This is a genomic window from Aquimarina mytili (genome assembly GCF_016735115.1).
GTDB lineage: Bacteria > Bacteroidota > Bacteroidia > Flavobacteriales > Flavobacteriaceae > Aquimarina > Aquimarina mytili.
This window is the reverse complement of the sequence record NZ_JAERQJ010000012.1, coordinates 41137-61181: the sequence shown is the minus strand read 5'-3', so window position 1 is coordinate 61181 and position 20045 is coordinate 41137. Positions and strand designations below refer to the sequence as shown.

Annotated in this window: 17 protein-coding genes; 6 read left to right on the top strand and 11 right to left on the bottom strand. The window is 33.7% G+C overall.

Annotation, left to right across the window (positions count from 1 at the left end):
• Positions 1-187: 187 nt before the first annotated feature.
• The 8 genes from JJQ60_RS19840 to JJQ60_RS19805 form a co-directional block, all read right to left on the bottom strand.
• Entirely contained in the window at positions 188-607 is a 420-nt protein-coding gene (locus JJQ60_RS19840) for a hypothetical protein (protein WP_201924194.1), read from the bottom strand.
• The gene (locus JJQ60_RS19835) at positions 607-3009 is read right to left on the bottom strand and encodes a hypothetical protein (protein WP_201924193.1); all 2403 of its coding nucleotides are present in this window, start codon (positions 3007-3009) and stop codon (positions 607-609) included. Before JJQ60_RS19835 ends, JJQ60_RS19840 begins: the two co-directional genes overlap by 1 nt.
• Before the next feature lie 21 nt (positions 3010-3030).
• Complete coding sequence (locus JJQ60_RS19830; RefSeq protein WP_201924191.1) at positions 3031-4587, bottom strand: T9SS type A sorting domain-containing protein; 1557 nt, start codon at positions 4585-4587, stop codon at positions 3031-3033.
• 1010 nt (positions 4588-5597) lie between these two features.
• Positions 5598-5861: a hypothetical protein gene (locus tag JJQ60_RS19825; protein ID WP_201924189.1), complete on the bottom strand. Its 264-nt coding sequence runs from the start codon at positions 5859-5861 to the stop codon at positions 5598-5600.
• Positions 5862-5987: 126 nt separating this feature from the next.
• The gene (locus JJQ60_RS19820) at positions 5988-6227 is read right to left on the bottom strand and encodes a hypothetical protein (protein WP_201924187.1); all 240 of its coding nucleotides are present in this window, start codon (positions 6225-6227) and stop codon (positions 5988-5990) included.
• A 568-nt stretch (positions 6228-6795) separates the two neighbouring features.
• A complete protein-coding gene (locus tag JJQ60_RS19815; protein WP_201924185.1) occupies positions 6796-7464 on the bottom strand; it encodes a response regulator transcription factor in 669 nt (222 codons plus the stop codon).
• 12 nt (positions 7465-7476) lie between these two features.
• Positions 7477-9441 (bottom strand): tetratricopeptide repeat-containing sensor histidine kinase, encoded by a 1965-nt coding sequence (locus JJQ60_RS19810; protein WP_201924184.1) that lies wholly within the window; start codon positions 9439-9441, stop codon positions 7477-7479.
• Between the two features lie 94 nt (positions 9442-9535).
• Positions 9536-9691: a hypothetical protein gene (locus JJQ60_RS19805; protein WP_201924183.1), complete on the bottom strand. Its 156-nt coding sequence runs from the start codon at positions 9689-9691 to the stop codon at positions 9536-9538.
• Positions 9692-10032: 341 nt separating this feature from the next.
• Here JJQ60_RS19805 and JJQ60_RS19800 point away from each other — a divergent pair, with 341 nt between their 5' ends.
• Complete coding sequence (locus tag JJQ60_RS19800; RefSeq protein WP_201924182.1) at positions 10033-10566, top strand: hypothetical protein; 534 nt, start codon at positions 10033-10035, stop codon at positions 10564-10566.
• A gap of 226 nt (positions 10567-10792) precedes the next feature.
• On the opposite strand, the gene ccsA is transcribed toward JJQ60_RS19800, so the two are convergent.
• Positions 10793-13966: a cytochrome c biogenesis protein gene (gene ccsA, locus JJQ60_RS19795; protein WP_201924181.1), complete on the bottom strand. Its 3174-nt coding sequence runs from the start codon at positions 13964-13966 to the stop codon at positions 10793-10795.
• Between the two features lie 138 nt (positions 13967-14104).
• Between ccsA and JJQ60_RS19790 the strand changes: the two genes are divergently transcribed.
• From JJQ60_RS19790 to JJQ60_RS19780, 3 genes are all read left to right on the top strand, one after another.
• On the top strand, positions 14105-14869 hold the full coding sequence (locus JJQ60_RS19790) for a Rossmann-like and DUF2520 domain-containing protein (RefSeq protein ID WP_201924179.1): 765 nt from the start codon (positions 14105-14107) through the stop codon (positions 14867-14869).
• On the top strand, positions 14853-15377 hold the full coding sequence (locus JJQ60_RS19785; RefSeq protein ID WP_201924178.1) for a KdsC family phosphatase: 525 nt from the start codon (positions 14853-14855) through the stop codon (positions 15375-15377). Before JJQ60_RS19790 ends, JJQ60_RS19785 begins: the two co-directional genes overlap by 17 nt.
• A gap of 61 nt (positions 15378-15438) precedes the next feature.
• Positions 15439-16011, top strand: a complete 573-nt coding sequence (locus tag JJQ60_RS19780) for a non-canonical purine NTP diphosphatase (RefSeq protein ID WP_201924176.1) — start codon at positions 15439-15441, stop codon at positions 16009-16011.
• On the opposite strand, the gene JJQ60_RS19775 is transcribed toward JJQ60_RS19780, so the two are convergent.
• Positions 16008-16544, bottom strand: a complete 537-nt coding sequence (locus JJQ60_RS19775; protein WP_317194036.1) for a CPBP family intramembrane glutamic endopeptidase — start codon at positions 16542-16544, stop codon at positions 16008-16010. The genes JJQ60_RS19780 and JJQ60_RS19775 overlap by 4 nt on opposite strands.
• An 834-nt stretch (positions 16545-17378) precedes the next feature.
• On the opposite strand from JJQ60_RS19775, the gene nhaC reads away from it, so the two are divergent.
• A complete protein-coding gene (nhaC, locus tag JJQ60_RS19770; RefSeq protein ID WP_201924172.1) occupies positions 17379-18860 on the top strand; it encodes a Na+/H+ antiporter NhaC in 1482 nt (493 codons plus the stop codon).
• A gap of 67 nt (positions 18861-18927) precedes the next feature.
• Here the strand turns inward: nhaC and JJQ60_RS19765 are convergent, their stop codons facing one another.
• Complete coding sequence (locus tag JJQ60_RS19765) at positions 18928-19314, bottom strand: acyl-CoA thioesterase (protein WP_201924170.1); 387 nt, start codon at positions 19312-19314, stop codon at positions 18928-18930.
• An 87-nt stretch (positions 19315-19401) separates the two neighbouring features.
• On the opposite strand from JJQ60_RS19765, the gene JJQ60_RS19760 reads away from it, so the two are divergent.
• On the top strand, positions 19402-20031 hold the full coding sequence (locus tag JJQ60_RS19760) for an NAD(P)H-dependent oxidoreductase (protein WP_201924168.1): 630 nt from the start codon (positions 19402-19404) through the stop codon (positions 20029-20031).
• Positions 20032-20045: the final 14 nt, after the last annotated feature.

Genomic DNA, 20045 nt, shown 5'->3' with positions numbered 1-20045 from the left:
GCCACTTGCTTAAACTGTAGATTAATTCGTTGCCTTAGAGCTGACGCAAGTTTGCAACTTCTGTCTTTATTATTATGTTATAAAATACAAAAGCTATGGTACTACATATACCATAGCTTTTATTGTTTATTCTGTATTTCTTATAACTAGACATTCTAGCATTAATAAGGGAAAAAATGCTACATCTTTATTCACAGATCAATACATGTCCTTTTTTAACTGAGAAATTATTATTGGATTTTTTTTCAACAAAGTATATTTCGAAAATTGTCTCTTTTCTTTGAAATAATGATTTTCTATTTACGAGGTGTAATGCATTAAATGCTTTTAAATCAATATTTTTTTCTTTACTCGTTGAAAAACTAGCGCCTGGACAAAAAGGCTGGTCCTTAAACTCAATTGTATCGGTTAATTGGAGAACATCGTTAGGTTTATAATTTTTCACCCTTTTATATTCTAACAATTGTTCTTCATTTTCAAAAAGATGATAGTACCTATTTTCTTTTACTATAAGTTTGTCGTCTTTATCAATCAACATATAAATTTTTTCCGATTTTTCATTACAAGAGATTAATAATAAAGTAGTTAAAAACAATATATATTTCATTATTCACATATTTTATTGCCAGTTGCATTAAAGTTCTCTATTACTTGTTCTATTCTCCTTTCTTCACTATCTGGAAGTTCTCTGTATGCCTCAGTATTATGCAGTCCTCCCCAAGCCAAATCTTTGTAAAATTGTTCAGAATGCTGGTTTTTATCATACGCTTTTATAGCATCAACAATGATACCAAGATATTTCTCTGCCATTAGGTCGTGTTGAAATCTATCGAATCCATATTGTCTAATAGCAGCAAACATATCTGGGAACTTATTTTCATTCAAAATTTGTTGAAACCTAGAATGAGATATACCACTAATACTACCGTTATTATTAAAAACTTGTAATAACTGCCGATACATATTAGCATGTATTGCTTCATGAACAATGGTTCGCGCTAAACCAAGTTCAGTTCTATCCGCAAGGTTATTTTCATTAATAGTTATAGTAATCATACCGTTTCGTGGTGAACTTGTGTTTGCATTGGGTATAACAAGAGGGTTTGGATGTTGTATCGGTGCAACTCTAAAAGTTAAATCAGCATTAACAGGATTCGTTATAAGAAAATTTCTTATAAGATCTCTAAGACCTTGACTCCGCTCTTTTAGTTTTTCGTACACACAATTGGCTTTTGAATTCTCAAAACTTTCTTCTTCAATTACTCTTTCATCAAAATCCACATCTCCTCCATTCATCCACGCATTTAATGCTTCATTGGCAAAGTTTATATTGTTGGTAGTTGTATAATATTGATCAAGTGCTTCGGCTTCTGCTCTATGGTCAATCAACCAATCTTTTTGATCTTGATTTAGACTTAAAGCATTAGAAAGATCATACACCATCTCTCTAAAAGCAAAATCAAAAGGTTGATTGTTTAATAATGCGATGGTCCCCTCGATCACATAGGGGCGATCCAACATCGTAAAGAAATCGATATTATTTTGTTCTAAAATTCCCTTAATACCTGTATTTGCATATTCTAAAAAGAAGTTAAATCTATATGTACCATAAGGGTATACGGTACTAAAATTAAACAGCCTGGCTAGTTGATCATCTGTAAGTGTGTAAAGATTATGTTGATCTGCATTAAAAAATGCTCTCATTAATGAGCCCTCTAAGGCTCTATGATTATCATCCAGGTTAAATAAATCATACAGCATATTACTATACCCTCTTAGTCCATTAATTTCTCCTGCAGTATTAAAGGTAAACTTATACGCAAGGTCCACGCCCAAATCCGTGGGTAAGCTTAAAGATGTTCCTGATCCGGCAGTAATATACGGATCAAAAGCCCCTGTAAATGGTTGATTATTTTGGTACATACTGGTCGTGTTTACTACCCTATCTAGTATCCCCCGACTATAGGTATTCCCTTCTAAAACACTTCTAAAGTTAAGCCCTGAAAACAATAAAAAATTAGAAGTTGTTGCACCCATATTACTAAGAGCGAGATTATACAAGGCTGTACCATCAGATATTTCATTAAAAACTGGAGGATCAATAGTAATATTATACGGAAAAGAAAGTAGATAATCTCCCAGTTCTTTGGTTAGAGTAGGATTATCACTATCTAATCTAAAAATAGCATTAAAATTGAGGTGACTCTCGATCAAAATGCTTCGATCCTGGCTAAAATCTGCAATCCTAAATCGTGTAACATAGCGTATTTGATCTTCGTAACTTAATCCATCATAGTAGTGCATATAGATTTCTGTTAACTTATTCTCTAACATCCCTCTTCCTTTAGCATCCTCAAGTTTGGTTGCATCTACATTATATCCTCTATAAGCATCTCTTTGCTGCTCTCGCAAAGCAAGCTCATACGTCATAAATTGCAATACATCTGGATCTGATATATCCTTAAGCCTGGTTCCATTATATTTTAAATCTCCATAACTGGCACTTATCCCATTTCCTTCTCGCTGTCTAATATCAAGAATCTTATGGTGTAATGTAGAGCTATTTAGAACATCTCTATTAAATACATTTTTTTCTTTAAAATACTGATCAACATCCACATAATAATCCTGGGCTACAGTATTCGTTTCTTTAGTTCTTATATAGTTGTAGAGAAGAAATGAAAAGTTATAACTACTCGGAAGGTTAAACTCTTGATATAATTGATAATAATTTATACCATCAGGATCAATTTTTTGAGCCAGTAACAATTCTTGCCGATACAAAAACTCATTCCTTTCATTACCCACTGCTATAGGTGATATAGCATTGTTAAACAATCCAAAATTAACAGGACCAAAACAGAAACAATTTAACCCTTCATTACCTCCTCCCGGATCATCTAAAGCAACGACTTTACCATCATTAGAATATTGATTAATCTGTGCGTATGTGATGTTTGATACCAGGCATAATATCCCTAGTATGCATAATTTATATAGTATTTTCATTGTTGTAAGATTGTGTGATTATTATTCTTTGATGACCATTTTACTATACGGCTTCCCGTCTATGGTCATTTGTATGATATACGTACCACTAGGGAGCCTGGAGCTATCGATGGTAATAGTCTGTTCTCCGTTATCAGTATTTACTCTACCAGGGACTTGTATACGCTGTTGACCATAAAAATCATATACAGCTGTTTGTACTTCTACAGCCCTGGGTAAGGTATAGGTGATATTAAACTGATCGCCTATAGGATTAGGAGAAACCGTAGCAAAATCTTTATCAACAACTATTGGAGTAGCTTCCTTTAAGTCTGTAGCTGTTGAAGCGGCAATGACCATGGTAGCCGTGGGTGCTTCTGGATACAACACCATGCGTATTGGAGTATGCACCTCTTCATTTAATTCTACAATTTTTGTGGTGAATGCTGGTTTTACGATTAAGGCCTGCTTACCATCTATTATTGCTTCTTTAAAAGATAGCCTTTTAATACTGTAGGTATGGGTATTTTTATCAGGATGGTCCTGCATCATATTTTCTAGCGATGGAAGCCTGAGTGGTAAAAACTGACCAAAGTTGATATACAGCTCATTATTATGAGTTCCATTTTTTCGTAGATCGTTGTCACTAATTAAGGTTTCTCCATTCATAGTTAATTCTAGCCTAACTTTTCTATACGTATCATGTTCTTCGCGAACGGTTATCGATAAGGTTACAGGGATATATCTTGCAACTCCTGTAGCCGGCCAGTTATACTCAATAAAATGCCCCTGAAAGGTCGTTTTTCCACTTCCAATCACAGTAACCGGGGCGTAATTTGTGCTATATCCTTCTAAAGAAGCTAAACGCTCTTCGGCAGAGATCGGGATCCAATCGTTATTTTGATGTTGTAGGTATTCTTTTAGAGTTTGACTATTAAAGATATCATTATCAGATAACATCTGTAAAGCCTTCGCTTTATCTCTGGGCACCCCATATCCAAAATAATGCATAATCGCCAGCCAGTGTTTTGCCATAGGGTGGTTACTGCTTTCAAAATGCATCTTGGCTTTATTGACTAAATTGGTATTGGTAAAATCATCATTAGATACCAGGTTTTTAAGGCTAAGATATCCAAGGATGTAATGAGCAATATCCTTTTTATAATCCTGGGTAATTAAGGTTTCAAGATCATTAGATATGGTAGCATAATTAATATAATACTCCTCTTTATATTTATTGGTTAACAAGTTGATCCCATGCGTAAGCATAGCAGCAGGATATTTATAATATGCTGCCCTGAAAATGTGTAAATAGGATAGTTCTTTACGTCTGCCAAAAAGTGTAGTATAATCTCCTTTTTGTAAATGAAGTAAGCCCTTGGCATAAGCTGATGATGGATTGGTTTTTCCATAAGACTCTTCGGCACAAGGAGTGATATATTCGATCAGTTCATCTATTAACTCAGGAGGAAAGTTCTGAAATTGTGATTTGTTGCGTAAAACATCTTCTGCTTTTTGATCACAGGTTGGTTGTGCATAACTATGATACACAAAACATAGGGCAAACAAGAGTAGCCCAAAAAGATTTGATTTGTTCATTTTTATTTGTTTTAAAAGTTAATTTATGTAGTACTGAGTACTTAGTATTGAGTATTGAGAGATTTTTAGTTCATGTTTTTTAGAATTTTTGGTACTTGATTTTTTATCTAAAAACAGAGTATACAAATCCCTGTACAGCTAAAAAACCATTGTTTTTTTGCTGTATATAATGACCTTAAGAGTTATCCTCTTAATCGGTCAGGATCATCAAAGTGTTTGTGAATGCCTAAGTGCGCTCATTTTGGCTCCGCTCAGTACGTACTATATTCTTAGGCTGAGCGAAGTCGAAGTCTAAGGGGATCGTTGGTTTGTCATATACATTGGTTTTAAGGTTGTTAGTATAGTATTGAGTATTGAGATATGAGTATAGAGACCTTTTTTCTCAATATGTATTATCCTGAATTATAAATAAGAACAACTACGTCTCTTCGAGTGGTTTTTTATAAAAAAATTGTATCGAGAAATATAGAGTAATCCAAATTTTCTTGTTTTCGATACTCCAAATCACAGATTTGGCACTCAAACTAACGAAAATTTATTATTCACAGGTTTGGTATATCATAGGCCTGGCTTTAAGGTTGTTAGTATAGTATTGAGTATTAAGATATGAGTATTCAGACTTTATTTTCTCAATATGTATTATCCTGAATTATAAATAAGAACAACTACGTCTCTTCGAGTAGTTTTTTATAAAAAATCATATCGAGAAATATAGTGTAATCCAAATTTTCTTGTTTCGATACACCAAATCACAGATTTGGCACTCAAACTGACGAAAATTTATTATTCACAGGTTTGGTATATCATAGGTTTGGTTTTAAGGTTATTACGATATTTCTTATACAAGATTACGACATCATAGTTTCATTTTTCGATACTGGGAGGGTTCTAAATGTTAAAGTTTGTGTTTGTAATATTTTGGTTCCATTCACATCATGACTTCGCTCACATTTCGGCTTCGCTCAATGTTCGGGGAGATACTAACTAGATGAGTATCTCTATAAGTAAGCTCAAACACTCATGCGTCCACCCATACGTTCTTTATCAAAAAAACCAACGGTAAACCCTACGGCTTTTTCATACACAAAACTTTGTAGGTTATGATCATACTCTATAGGAGCGCCAAGTTGTTTCATTACATTTATGATACGGTACAGCTTGGTTTTTGAGATCCCAAGTTTGTAGGCAAAATCATCTGGTGTACCCGTAGCCTGCATACGAACCAATCTATCGACTCTTTCTATAAGCTCTATTTGTTTGATAAGAATATTCATATTGTTTTCCCTTTCTTTTTAATTGTTACTTTACCGTAGATGCTTCGTAGTTAGAAATTATCCTCATCATAGAAAGAAGCTATCCACTTATATTTACCCACTTATTACCCCTTCCATTTTACCTTCTTAATTTTTGACACCAATACTCTCCTCTAGTACAAACGTATTTCTTGTTATATAAATCACTTGTATGGCATGTTCTGCAGGGGTTTGTTTTTGATACAGTTTGAGGATCCAACGGAAGAGAATGGTTTCATAATGACTATGGTGTATCGGGTTGTAGATAAACTGATCCATAGTAAGGTGTAATGCCTGTAAAATATCGGCTAAATAATGATGCTTTTGGTGTTGTGGGTAGGCGTGCATACAATCGTTTTTGTTGAGATCAAAAGTATGAGGCAATACAGGTGATTTGCAAGAGAAGTATGTCGTAATTTATAAAATAAGGGGTCGTGTTTTATAAATTCGGTATCGTAAAAAACATTCACAAAACACTGAATACCAACCTATTAAAACAACACGGATTCGATATAGGAAAATTACGTCAGTTCGAATGCTTCGACTTTAGGAGAAGTGTACTTCGATAACCTCAGCAGAACTATCGAGAACAGTAATTTTCTTATCAAAAACTTTAGTAGTTGTACATTTTTATTCTTGCTCTTCTAACTTTTTAATAAAATAAGAAGGATGAATTCCAGTTTTTTTATAAAACTTTTTAGAAAACTCTCTGTAGAATTAAACCCGATTTTTTTGGCAATGGCTTTAATGATATATTTTCTAAATACAGTAGCTATTAGTTTTTATGATACTTAATTAATATCCATATATCACAAACAAAAAAACCGAGGCATCTCGGTTTTTTTTATGGATTATAATCTAAATCCAATGCTTGCATATCGGCTCGCCAAAGTTTTATATATGCAAGAACGTATTGTTATAAAAGCCCTAAATCTTTGGTCATTGCTACCAGGTGGATTGAGTTTTTGGCTTTAAAATTATATTTCAGTTTGGTCAATCGTTTTTCTATAGAACTTACACTATGAGGTGATATTTGATTTTTCTTAAAATACTCTCCTATTTGCTCTTGAGTAAGGCCATCTGATAAATGTTTTAGCAATAAAATATCATAGTCCTTGAGTTCAAAAACATTATTCTTACTCATTGCATTTTCTAACTGCGGAGACAGGTAGGTATTGCCTCTGTATACTTCATCAACCGATTTTACTAATTCATTTAAACCTTTTCGACCCTTGCATACATATCCGTTGATATGCTGATCGGTAAAAAATGATTTTACTTTTCCGGGGCGATCCTCCATAGAGTATACAATAATTTTTATATCGGGTTGTAATGCCCTTGCAGCCTCAATTAGCTCCACGCCTGAGCTCATTTCTCGCTCTCTGTGACTTGTCTTAAACGATAGATCAGTAATCATAAGATCAAAAGGATCTTTGTCTTTATGGGCGCGTTTAAATCTAAGGTACCCCTCATCGCAATACTGTGCTTGTTGGATATTATCAACTCCGGTTCTTTCATAAAGGATATTGGCAATCCCATGATTGATACTCCCAAGGTCTTCTGTGATCAAAATTTTCTTGAACATAAGCTTTTCATTTTACTTAACTCGGAAAAATATTTTGGCTTTAAAGCCTTTTCCTTTCTCTGAGTCAAAGATAAATGATCCACCAATTGAATTTATACGGTTTTCCGCATTCTGGAGTCCATTACTATAAAAAATTTCATTTTTATCGACTCCCACCCCATTATCAGCATAACTAATTTCCGCAGTTTTTTTACCTTTTTTTCTAAAAGTGATCGCAACAAGGCTTGCCTGGCTATGTTTTTTCATATTGATCATTAGCTCTTGTATAATGCGATGTATCACGATTTTTTTTTCGGGTTTTACAGCTTGCCAATTAATGTCATCAATATCTTTGATAATAATTTTTGTATCATAAGAGCTATAACTACTTAGCATTCCGCTAAGTTCTTGCGCATAATTTTCTCCAATATCAAAACTGCTATTTTCTCTGGAAATATCTCGAGTTCTGCTATAAATATCCTCTAATCTGTCCAATACTTCATGATCATCGGTATTATTTTGAATGGTATTCATCACATGATATACATCGTTGGCCAGCTCGTCATGAATTTTTTTTGAAATACGGGTTTCGGCATTAAAAACATCCCGTATTTTTTCTCTTTTATGTCGTTGCTGAAGCAAATAAAAGATCAATCCAGCTGCCAGCAATAGGATAATGGTGCCAAAAAGATAGATAATTTTTTCTCGATCTTTTTTTGCCGTTTCTGCCTTTAGGATTAAATTTTCGTTGGTGAGTTTATCATTTTCATACTTGGTTACGGCATAGATCTCGCGGTTGCTTTGGTTGATTTTGCTTAGCTTATGATAAGTTTCATTAAACACCTTGGCTTCCTCATTAGTATTGTCTTTAAGCTGAAATACAAAACCCAGAGCTTCAATGATTGAGGTTAGGCTTTTTAACTCTAAGGCATTTTTATAAGCTTCTTCCGCAAAATGCAATGCTTTTGATTCTTCTTCTTTATCTAAATAATATTTAGTAAGGTGGATATTACTAGCTATTAATCCACCAGTGTCATTTATTTCATTGCGTATTTTTAAAGCATCTCGAAGTAATTTTTGAGATTCTGTATTCTCTTTATTTTGAAGCCATTTCACATGCCCTAAATTATCTAATACCCGGGCATACTCATATTTGTTATTTTGGATTACTAAATTATCTTTTAAACCAGAAAGAATAGATATTGCTTTTTTATAATTTTTTTGATCTGCAAATATATTAGCTTGTGTATTTTTAAAAACTAACATATAATTCTTACCTATGATTTTAGAAGAAATACTATCACTGCCAAGATCAAGAGCCAATTGATTATACCTCAATGCCTCATTATAGTTTTTTTGTTCTAAATTAGAAACTGAAATTATATGATATAACCCCGAAAGGCGCTTAATATCTGGAGTATTCTCTATGTATTTAACCCCATCAATTGCAGTCGTCTTACTCCCAGAATAATCACCTAAAGTTACCTGAATATTTGACATTTGAAGTAAACTTGCTCCTGATTCAATACTATCATTAACTAATCTAGAAATCTTAAAAGCTTCATTATAATATTTAAAGGCTTCAGCTAATTGATTGTTTTTTTTATGGTAAAGTCCCAGTTTAGTATATGCCTTTATCATATAAATCGTATCTCGATTTTCTTGAGCCAAATCATATAATTTTTGAGAATAAACAAAAGCACTATCGTAACTTCTTATTTTTCCAAATAACTTTGTTTTCCGCATTAATCCTAAATAAATCAATGAATCTTGTTTATCCAAATAAACTCTGTCCAAAAAAGAAGCTATGTACTGTAACCGTTTAGAAAATGATAATGAGTCCTTATCACTTAAAGCATAATATAGAGAACTACTATCTATCTCTTGTCGTGAATTAGTAATTTTTGTCTGTTGTTGACCAAAAACCGAAGATATACTATATAAAATTATAACCCCTACCAAAATAAAAAAAGGGGAATTGACGCGCCAAAGTTTCATTCCCCAAAATTACTAAATTAAATCTGGTCTGCATATTTGGATATAAACATACAGACCAGATTTAATAATAGTTTGATTTCTATACCATTAAATTTTAACCTTCATCCTCATCTTCCATTTGTCCATTTTCTCCTGTAGTAGCAACTTCATCAATAGCCGGAGCTTCGTTATCGGCAATGTTATCTGCGGTACAAGCGGTAAAACTTGTGGTCATACATAGGGCGATTAGTATATAAAATATAGTTTTCATGATTTTTTCTTTTTTCGGATTTAACAAAGGGGTTACTGTCCGGATTTTTTTTCCAGATATTTTGATCATCAGTAACCGTTAGGTAATCGGGAGTACTCCTTTGATTTTCGGAAAGTTGAAATCGTAAACAGTAGTCTTTGGTAACTTTCCAATTTGACCATTTACTACTGTGTTACGGATTTCCGTAAAAACTGGGTTGATACATTTGCTATGTTAGCAAAGTATAACCGGAACTAGTTACTATGTGAATTTAGGAAGACTTTGCAGGTTGTTTTATAAACGATTCCAGAGATTCCAAAGATTCCGCAAAAAGCTTAAAGATTCCAATAATTTGAATAGCTATGAACCAAAAAACAAGTCTAACGTACAAGAATGAGATTCTTGAAAAGTACAGAAAAGAAAAAGGTGGCGAGATGAGCAGCTACCTTCTAAAACCTACGAGAAAACAAATAAAAGAAGCCTGTATATGGCTGCTTAATCGTAGAAAAGGTAGTTATGACGAGGGGATTTTAAATCGCTTTTTTAAGTTTAAAGAAGGAGAGAATAAACTCTATGCCATCGAACGCACTAAGGGAGACAAGTTTAAACCAATTGTAAATTTTTTAACAGGAGAAACAAAATCAACAACACCAGCCAACTTAGAACTGATTAGCTGGCTTATCGATTTTAGGCCCAGGCCATTATCTGTATATTTAAGATCAAATCACCCAATACACAAGCCTCTAGAACCCAATCAAAATACAATCTATGCAAATAACGAAGTAGAAATACCTGATATCCCCGAAACTAAAGTGATTCATAAAAATGATAAAAGCATCACTATTATTTCTCAGATCAATCCAACTCTTAAAATTACGACTATAGTGTCGTTATAAAATAGAGGAGACAAAAAAGTATATACGGGAATCACAATATATGTTGACCACAATACATTTAGGGGCTACTATAAAAAGTAAAATTTAGGACACATAGTATAATACGGTTTAAAAACCATGGCTATGCTACACTCTTTTATGTATTAAATACATGGGTTACTCTATATCTGCACATCGTCAAATATCACCCCACTATTAACACATTTTAGACTATACATCAAAGATTTTAAGCAGTCGCTTCTTTTTTCTTCTTGTAGTGCACATTGTTTCTCCAATATGAAAAAGCCCCCAATACCACTAAAAAAGCTATCGAATAAAAAACTGCATTAGGTGTTACTACTTTATCCCCACTGGCATAAGAGTGTAACCCTTTCAGATAAAAGTTTACTCCAAAATAAGTCATCAACACACTGTAGATAGCAAGTATAGATGCAAAATTAAACCACCATCTGCCTCTTAACCCCGGGACTAATCGCATATGAATTACAAAGGCATACACCATAATACTAACCAAAGCCCAGGTTTCTTTTGGATCCCAACCCCAATAACGACCCCAACTCTCGTTGGCCCACATACCCCCTAAGAAGTTTCCGATTGTAAGCATCACCAGTCCAATGGTCAATGCCATTTCGTTTATAATTGTAATCTCTTTGATATTAAGATCCATTCTTTTCTTATTAGATTCTGTAGTCAAAATCATGAGGAGTAAAGAAAGGATTCCTAAAATTGCTCCCACAAAAAATGGCCCGTAGCTCCCAACAATGATAGATACATGTATTAACACCCAATACGAGTCTAATACAGGTTGTAGGTTTGCGATGGCTGGATCGGTCCAGTTTTGATGTGCAAAAAATAAGATAATTGCTGCCACAAACGTAGTTGCAGCTATGGTGAGGTTACTTCTTTTACCAAAAGCCAACCCAATGGCCAGTGTCATCCAGGCAACATAAATCATAGACTCATAGGCATCACTCCATGGAGCATGACCAGATACATACCAGCGTATAATCAATCCGGCGGTATGCAAAATAAAGAGCAAAATTACCAAACCGATGGTTCCGTTAATGAGCCCTCTGATTATTTTAGACTCTTTAAAAATTCTAACAATTACAAAAATCATTAAAAACAACCCGATCAATCCATAATATCGATATAAGGTTCTAAAGATGTCATATTTGTTTAGTGCAATTTCAGCTTTGATCTTTTTATCAGTTGGCAGTACTTCGCTTCCAAATTTTTTCTGGAAACTTTTTATGCTTTCCACATATTGATCTGGTTTGCTATAATCCCCTGTTTTTTTTGCTTCAAAAAGCGATTGTCTATAAATCTGAATAATCTGTCGGGTATATACAGAATCCATCCCCGTAAACTTGTATTCGTTTAACTCTGGTGGAGAAACCCATTTATTCCCTTCATCTCCCGGTACCGGAAAGACTCTAAGAATCCCACCGCCTAATGCCTGATTAAGCAGGTAAAATTTTTCGTGGGTTTTTAAGAAATCCTTTTCAAAACTACTCGGGGTGTTGGTACTACTTGCCCGTTCCAGATATGGAGTCAATTTATAGGTCCCGTCAGGCTCGACAAGATCAATAAGAGAAACTCTTCTTTCTGATTTAGGAACACCTAATATTTTACGAATACTATCATTTTCTCGCTGTAATTCTATCAAAGGAATACTATACCAGATATATGGATTTTCTACCATAGATACAAATACCTGATCTGCACTTAAGCCTTCGTAGGTATCTTTTTTACTTAGTTTACGTAGTAATTCTGAAGAAAATGTGTTTACAGGCTTCATTCGCCCTCGTTCATCCTGGATCACAATACTACCAAACTTAGCCGCGTGCTCGGCATCTACAGCATTGGTTTTAATAACCGAATCTAATTGCGATTTGCTGGGTAGGGTTTGTAGATGCGTACTATGATTTGGTTGATTTTGTGCAAAAGAAAATGTTGATATACCAATGGCAAGCCATACAGATAGCGTTTTCTTTTTAGACTTTACTTTGTTTAACATCACCTCGAGATCTTTAAAACGTGATCCTTTTGTAAAAAGAATTAACATCAACCCAAGATACAATAACATATAACCTGCATAGGTAATCCAGGTACCCCATCGATCATGATTTACAGATAATACGGTTCCTTTTTCGTCTGGATCAAAAGATGCTTGAAAAAATCGATATCCTTTATGGTCTAACACATGGTTCATATATATATCATATGGGCGTGAAGAATTTTCTTCTACGATATCTACCTTGCTTTTAAAAGATTTATAGACATTTTGTGTTCCTGGATATTTTTCTGCTATAAAATCATTTAATTTTAATGAAAAAGGTAATTCTAATTGTTTAGATCCATAACCAAAATACATATCTAAACCTCCAAGAGAAAGTTTCATCATATCATTATTATACCCCTTCCCTCCAAGTAATTTTACTTCTTTAGTTTCTTCTTTGGTAGTGACTTCTAAAATTAATGCATCTTCCTGACCTTTATCTTTAATTTCGATAGGTACGATATCGTATTTTCCTTTCATTGCCGGCTCAGGAATCACAAACTGCATTCCGGCAGTTTGATAGAGTGACCTTAGTATTAAAGGCTGTACACTATCTTTAAAAACTAATCCTTGTTTTTGATCTGCCATACGCAGATAAGATCCTTCAAAAGGAGACTCTATAAAATAGTCATCATCATCGGTATAGGTAATATTGATAGCTCCTTGGGTGGGTTTATTAAATGCAACCAACACATTATGAATGTTAGCTACTTCTCCTTCTTCAAGAAAATGATCGTGTCGATTGCCGTCTCCTGCCTCTACAATCTTTAAATAATTTTTTCCGTCTTCAGAAGGAACTAACCCCATTTCTGCTCCTTGGATAAACTTTTTATATGCAATTGTAACGGGTTGTTGATTATAATCAGTCTGTATCGTAAAATGATTATCGGCAGCTTCGGCAAGTTCTAAAGCTTCAGAGAGAATACGCCTGCGAGGTTCTCCATTAATTTCACCATCCAAAAATACCGTTAGATATGTTTTTTCAGAAAGAAAAGTAGACGTGGTCTCCCCTTCTCTAATAGGCATTACTCCTTCATAACTAATATATCTTGTTACAAAAGCACCAACAATAATTAAGATAAACGATAAATGAAGTAATAATGTAGCCCATTTATCTTTTTTATACAGTCTGTACCTAACAATATTTCCACAAAAATTAATAGCAAAAAACACCATAATGGCTTCGAACCACCAGGTATTATATATCCATATTCTGGCCGCAGTAGTACCATAAGCATCCTCTAAGAAAGTACCTACTCCCATAGATGCTGCAAAAACAATAAATAAAACTGCCATTAATCGTGTTGAGAACAAAATGCTTATAAGCTTATCCTGCATAATAATCTTTCTTTTTTAGCTCGGCAAATTTAGTGTTTTTAGCAGGATAAAGTATAATTATCGGCTTTTGATTTACGGGTTTTAACAGAAGTGTTAATCTTCTTTAATTTTTAAAAGGAACTTGCTTATTTTAGCCAAATGATTAGAGTCGTACTACTTGGTGCCGGAAATGTAGCTCAACATTTATATACTGCTTTGTGCAATCAAACCTCTGTTGAGGTTATACAATGCTATAATCGTAAAGGATCAAAGCTACATCCTGATCAAAAAAAAGAGTTGGTAACCAATACGCTAACCGAACTTGTGGACGCAGATATCTATATATTAGCGATCAGCGATGATGCCATTGAGGAAGTTTCTTCTAATCTGCCTTTTACAAATCGATTGGTCGTACATACCTCTGGTAGTGTTCCTATGGATACTATACATAGTTCAAATCGTAAAGGTGTTTTCTACCCTCTACAAACATTTAGTAAAGATAAAACGGTTGATTTTAGTACTATTCCATTTTGTTTAGAAGCCGAAAACGAAAAAGATTATAACCTCTTAAAAGAACTGGGAGTTACTTTATCTCAAAAACTTTATAAAATATCATCACAACAACGTAATGCTCTTCATGTATCCGCTGTGTTTGTAAATAATTTTACAAATCACTTATTTTCTATCGGAAATGACATTTGTTCGGATAATGATATTCCTTTTGAAATATTGCATCCATTAATTAGAGAAACTGCAGATAAAATTGCAACAATGAATCCTGATAATGCACAAACAGGCCCCGCAATACGTAATGATCATAAAACTATTAATCGACACATAAAATTTTTATCTGATACAACACAAAAAGAATTATATCAAACCCTTACAAAGGCTATACAATCTAAATATGGAAAAAAGCTATAAAGAATATCTACAGCACATCACAACATTTATTTTTGATGTAGATGGCGTATTAACTGACGGAACCGTTTTGGTTAACACCAATGGAGAACTTCTGAGAACTATGAACATTAAAGACGGTTATGCACTTAAAACTGCTGTACAACAAGGATATAATGTATGTATTATTTCTGGAGGAAAGAATGAAGGTGTACGACAGCGATTAAAAAATTTAGGGATCCCAGATATTTATCTTGGGGCGCATCAAAAAGTAGAACAACTCAATGAGTATTTCGAAAATAAGAATATCAAAGCCGAAAATGTGCTCTATATGGGTGATGATATTCCGGATATGCCGGTAATGCAAATCATCGGGTTACCAACATGCCCGCAAGATGCTGTTGCAGAAATCAAAGAAGTTTCTAAATACATATCGTATAAAAAAGGAGGAAAAGGTTGTGTGAGGGATGTAATCGAACAAGTACTCAAGGTTCAAGGAAAGTGGATAACAAGTTTTGATGCAGAAGCTTAGATTTGTTGATGGTTGAAATCCCCAAAAAAGTTAAGCGACACAAATTATTTTTATTACTTAGATGAAACTCGTATTTGCTACAAATAATCGTAATAAACTAAAAGAAGTACAAGCCTTGGTTCCTTCGGGAATTGAATTATTGAGTCTTACTGATATTGGTTGTAAAGAAGATATTCCTGAAACTTCGACAACTATTGAAGGTAACGCTATCCTAAAAGCCAATTATGTTAAAGAAAAATATGGATATAATTGTTTTGCTGATGATACTGGATTAGAAGTCGAAAGTTTAGATGGCGCTCCAGGAGTATATTCGGCAAGATATGCTGGTGAATCAAAAGATGCGGATGCAAACATGAATAAACTTTTACTTGAATTGGATAAAAAAGAACATCGTACTGCTCAATTCAAAACAGTCATTGCCCTAACTATTGATAACCAGCTTGAAACATTTACCGGAATATGCAAAGGTGAAATTACAAAAGAAAAAAAGGGCACTGGTGGTTTTGGATATGATCCTATCTTTTGGCCTAAAGGGTATTCTGAAACCTTTGCAGAGCTCCCACTATCTGAAAAAAATAAAATCAGCCATCGCGGAAAAGCGGTACAACTATTAATAGAATATTTGAATCGTTAACCTGCCCCAGGAAACGCTAACATCTCTCCCATACCAACCGTAAAAAGCCAATTACCATAAATTGCATGCTCTACAGAGACTAAAGTGGTCGACTTTGTTTTTTGATAAGTATATGCAAATAACACACCCCCGATAAAAGTGAGCACTTGTACTAAAAAACTCTTTAGAAAGAGATGAGCCAAAGAAAAAAGAATTGCGTTTATAAAGATAAACAGCCACTTGTTTTTAACCAATCCTTCATAGCGTTCATAAAAAAATGTTCTATAAATAATTTCTTGCGGCCAAACAGATAAAAACGTATAAATAAACAAAATCATTACCCACAATTCTGGTCTTTTAAGCAGCACTGAAAAAAGTTTATCTGGCGCAACAAAAAATACATACAAGCCCGTAACTACAACGATGATTGCTATTTTAACAATGGTTTCTCTCCAAAAAGGTTTCCAATACTCCTTATTAGGTAACCTCAATTTTAGTAACCCTTTTCTCCTAAGTATTAGTAATATATATACAAAACCAATTATTGTAAACACAATTTTAAAAATAATAGAATAACTAAGCAGAAAACTTATAGGAAGCAAAACGAAAAGAAAAAATAATTCAAAACCTTTATATAGATTGGTATGCATCTCTTTGACTTTTAAGCTAATTTCAGCATAAAAAATGAAAACCTCATCATTTAAATTGTGATCATAACCAAATATGCTATTATTTAACATTTCAAAATTTCACCTAATTTCTATACCATAAAAAAAGCCTCGGACTACCGAGGCTCATAAGTTTAGTGTGACCATAATTTGAGGTATTATATCACTTAGGGCAAAAAAAGTTAAAAAACAATTCCAATTTTTCTCTTACTTTTTCTAATTCCTTTCAAAAGTAATATAATCAAGTGTTTACCCTATAAAAAGCAAGGCAAAAAACCTAGTTTTTGTCGACTAAAAACAAATTAAATCGATTAAATGTATTTTTCCAATATATTTCGTAAGCTATACTCCTGATTTAGTGGAATACAAAAAACCCCGGATAACCGGGGTTTTAAAGTTTTGGGGTGACTTAATTCGGGGGGAATTATTTTGTCTTGGGGACAAAAAAAGTCTAAACAATCAATCAAACAAACAATTCTAATTCTTCTTTTTCTTATTCTTTCACAGGTCAAAAATAATATAGAGAATCGTTTTTGCATTAAAATTGAATATCAATAAAACTTACTTTATCGGCAAAAAGCATATTTTATCGTTAAAATGTGATTTATAAATCGTACTAAATTATAAAACCTATTTATGAATGAATTAAACTCTGGCTATACGTTGCATAAATTTTATTAATATCGTAACATTACATCCATAAAATTTCGAATACAACATATGGAAAGTCAAAACATCACTCCTACTGATCCCCAAAACGAAAATATTATTGAGAACAAAGAGTTAAACATTTGGGAGGCAATATTGCCAGTAGTGATCCTAGTAGGTATGTTATTTTTTAACGTTTATCTATTTGGGGATGATGCTTTAAGTGGCAGTAACCAATTCATCTTATTGCTAGGTGCTGCAGTAGCTGCAATGGTCGGTTTTTTTAATAAAGTTACTTACAAACAAATGATGGAAGAGGTTGCAAGAAATGTAAAATCCACTACAGGCGCACTTCTAATATTATTAATGGTTGGTTCGTTAGCAGGTACATGGCTAATTAGTGGTATTATACCGACAATGATTTATTATGGATTGCAAATTTTGAATCCTACTATCTTTTTAGCAGCATGTGTGATTATTTGTGCTATCATATCTATTGCTACGGGTAGTTCCTGGACTACATCGGCTACAGTGGGTATTGCACTTATTGGAATAGGTGACACCTTAGGAATCTCTTTAGGAATGACAGCAGGAGCAGTAATTTCAGGAGCATATTTTGGTGATAAAATGTCCCCACTTTCAGACACTACAAACCTTGCCCCGGCAATGGCTGGTGGAGAACTTTTTTCGCACATAAAATATATGGCTTATACTACAGTTCCAACTATAACCATAACCCTTATCGTTTTTATTATTATTGGATTTGCTATTGATACTTCTGGTACTCCGCAAATCGATGAACAATTAAGTGCCATAAAAGATGCTTTTAATATTACTCCATGGTTGTTTATAGTCCCATTATTAGTGATTGGGTTGATTATTAAAAAAACTCCTCCATTAATTGCACTTCTGGCCGGAACATTATTAGGAGGAATAGCAGCAATTATTGCACAACCCGATATCGTAATGAATATTGCAGGCAGTACAGAATTAACTTTTAATTCTGCTTATATGGGGGTAATGAAAGCCATAACAGTGGATACAGCTGTAGAAACCAGTAATGCAGAGCTTAATGATCTGTTTTCTGCAGGTGGAATGTCGGGAATGCTTGGCACTATATGGTTAATTGTTTGTGCAATGGTTTTTGGAGGTGTCATGGATGCTATAGGAGCATTAGCCAAAATAAGTAAAGCTTTATTGAATGCTTTTGATTCTGTTTTTGGACTTTTTGCCAGTACTGTAGCAACTTGCCTTGCATTGAACGTTACTGCTTCTGATCAATATCTCGCTATTGTAGTACCTGGTAGAATGTATGCCAAAGCATTTAAAGATAAAGGCCTGGCACCAGAAAATTTAAGTCGAACTCTTGAAGATTCTGGAACGGTAACTTCTGTTCTTATTCCGTGGAACACATGTGGTGCATACCAAAGTGGTGTATTAGGAGTTCCTGTTGCAGATTACTTCTTTTTTGCCATTTTTAATTGGCTCAGCCCTTTTATGACACTAATCTTTGCGGCCTTTAGAATTAAAATTAAGGAATTAACGCAACGTTAATACGGCATAAAACATAAAACACTACAAAAGGCATATGAGTTTCATACGCCTTTTTTATATAATACATTTATACAATCGGAATTGGTTTTTTATCATTGCCTATAGCAACAAATTTAAAAGAGCCTTTTACGGCGAGTTCTCTATCAAAACTATACATATCTTCTTTGTATATCTGAACATCTACGACACAACTTGTTCTGCCAACATTAGAAACTTTAGCCACCAACTCAACAATAGTTCCTTCAGGGATAGGTTTTTCAAAATCAACTTTATCCGAAGATATTGTTACTACTTTTTTTCTACTAAAACGAGTTGCACATATAAATGAAACTTCATCCATGAGTTGCAGTGCTGTGCCTCCAAAAAGAGTTTCATAATGATTTGTGGTATTCGGAAAAACGGCTTTAAAAATTCTGGTTTCAGATTTACTTATTAACTCGTCTATAGTATTCATATAATCCTGTATAATTTTTTCTTATTATTATGAAGTTAAAGATAAATCTTATCATAGTATCTTTACCATACATTTAAAAAAAATCGAATGAATATTATAGAAAGTTTGCAGTGGCGTTATGCAACTAAAAAATTTGATAGTACAAAAATACTTCCACAAGAAAAAATCGATACCCTCATCGAGGCATTTAACTTAACAGCTACTTCATACGGGTTGCAACCCTTAAAATTAGTAGTGATCAAAAACAAAGAGCTTCAAAAACAGCTTACAGAGCATTCCTGGAATCAACAACAAGTTGCCGATGCATCTCATGTATTGGTATTTTGTATTGAAAATGCTGTTGGAGAAGACTATATTTCCAAATATTTTGACAATGTAAAAACTACTCGAAATACTCCTGATGAAATACTAAAACCATTTAAAGATCAGTTAGTGGATTCATTTAAAAACAAACCAGAAGAAGAAATACATAACTGGGCATCAAAACAAGCGTATTTGGCAATGGGAAATTTACTTACGGTATGTGCTGTAGAAGAAATAGATGCTTGCCCGATGGAAGGCTTTATTCCTGAAAAATATAATGAAATACTAAATCTAAGTAACCATGGACTTACTTCTGTACTTGTGTTACCGGTGGGATATCGAGCACATGATGATATGTTTTCTGAATTTAAAAAGGTAAGAAGATCTATTAAGGATACTATAATTACTATATAATGCTGCATTTTTGT

What these genes read in the sequence shown, in the direction of transcription:
- JJQ60_RS19785 (WP_201924178.1), top strand. Translation starts at nt 14,853, where the DNA reads ATGGAAAAAAGCTATAAAGAATATCTACAGCACATCACAACATTTATT.
- JJQ60_RS19800 (WP_201924182.1), top strand. Translation starts at nt 10,033, where the DNA reads ATGAACCAAAAAACAAGTCTAACGTACAAGAATGAGATTCTTGAAAAG.
- JJQ60_RS19840 (WP_201924194.1), bottom strand. Translation starts at nt 607, where the DNA reads ATGAAATATATATTGTTTTTAACTACTTTATTATTAATCTCTTGTAAT.
- JJQ60_RS19790 (WP_201924179.1), top strand. Translation starts at nt 14,105, where the DNA reads ATGATTAGAGTCGTACTACTTGGTGCCGGAAATGTAGCTCAACATTTA.
- JJQ60_RS19825 (WP_201924189.1), bottom strand. Translation starts at nt 5,861, where the DNA reads ATGAATATTCTTATCAAACAAATAGAGCTTATAGAAAGAGTCGATAGA.
- JJQ60_RS19760 (WP_201924168.1), top strand. Translation starts at nt 19,402, where the DNA reads ATGAATATTATAGAAAGTTTGCAGTGGCGTTATGCAACTAAAAAATTT.
- JJQ60_RS19835 (WP_201924193.1), bottom strand. Translation starts at nt 3,009, where the DNA reads ATGAAAATACTATATAAATTATGCATACTAGGGATATTATGCCTGGTA.
- JJQ60_RS19820 (WP_201924187.1), bottom strand. Translation starts at nt 6,227, where the DNA reads ATGCACGCCTACCCACAACACCAAAAGCATCATTATTTAGCCGATATT.
- JJQ60_RS19815 (WP_201924185.1), bottom strand. Translation starts at nt 7,464, where the DNA reads ATGTTCAAGAAAATTTTGATCACAGAAGACCTTGGGAGTATCAATCAT.
- JJQ60_RS19780 (WP_201924176.1), top strand. Translation starts at nt 15,439, where the DNA reads ATGAAACTCGTATTTGCTACAAATAATCGTAATAAACTAAAAGAAGTA.
- JJQ60_RS19810 (WP_201924184.1), bottom strand. Translation starts at nt 9,441, where the DNA reads ATGAAACTTTGGCGCGTCAATTCCCCTTTTTTTATTTTGGTAGGGGTT.
- JJQ60_RS19765 (WP_201924170.1), bottom strand. Translation starts at nt 19,314, where the DNA reads ATGAATACTATAGACGAGTTAATAAGTAAATCTGAAACCAGAATTTTT.
- JJQ60_RS19805 (WP_201924183.1), bottom strand. Translation starts at nt 9,691, where the DNA reads ATGAAAACTATATTTTATATACTAATCGCCCTATGTATGACCACAAGT.
- JJQ60_RS19830 (WP_201924191.1), bottom strand. Translation starts at nt 4,587, where the DNA reads ATGAACAAATCAAATCTTTTTGGGCTACTCTTGTTTGCCCTATGTTTT.
- ccsA (WP_201924181.1), bottom strand. Translation starts at nt 13,966, where the DNA reads ATGCAGGATAAGCTTATAAGCATTTTGTTCTCAACACGATTAATGGCA.
- nhaC (WP_201924172.1), top strand. Translation starts at nt 17,379, where the DNA reads ATGGAAAGTCAAAACATCACTCCTACTGATCCCCAAAACGAAAATATT.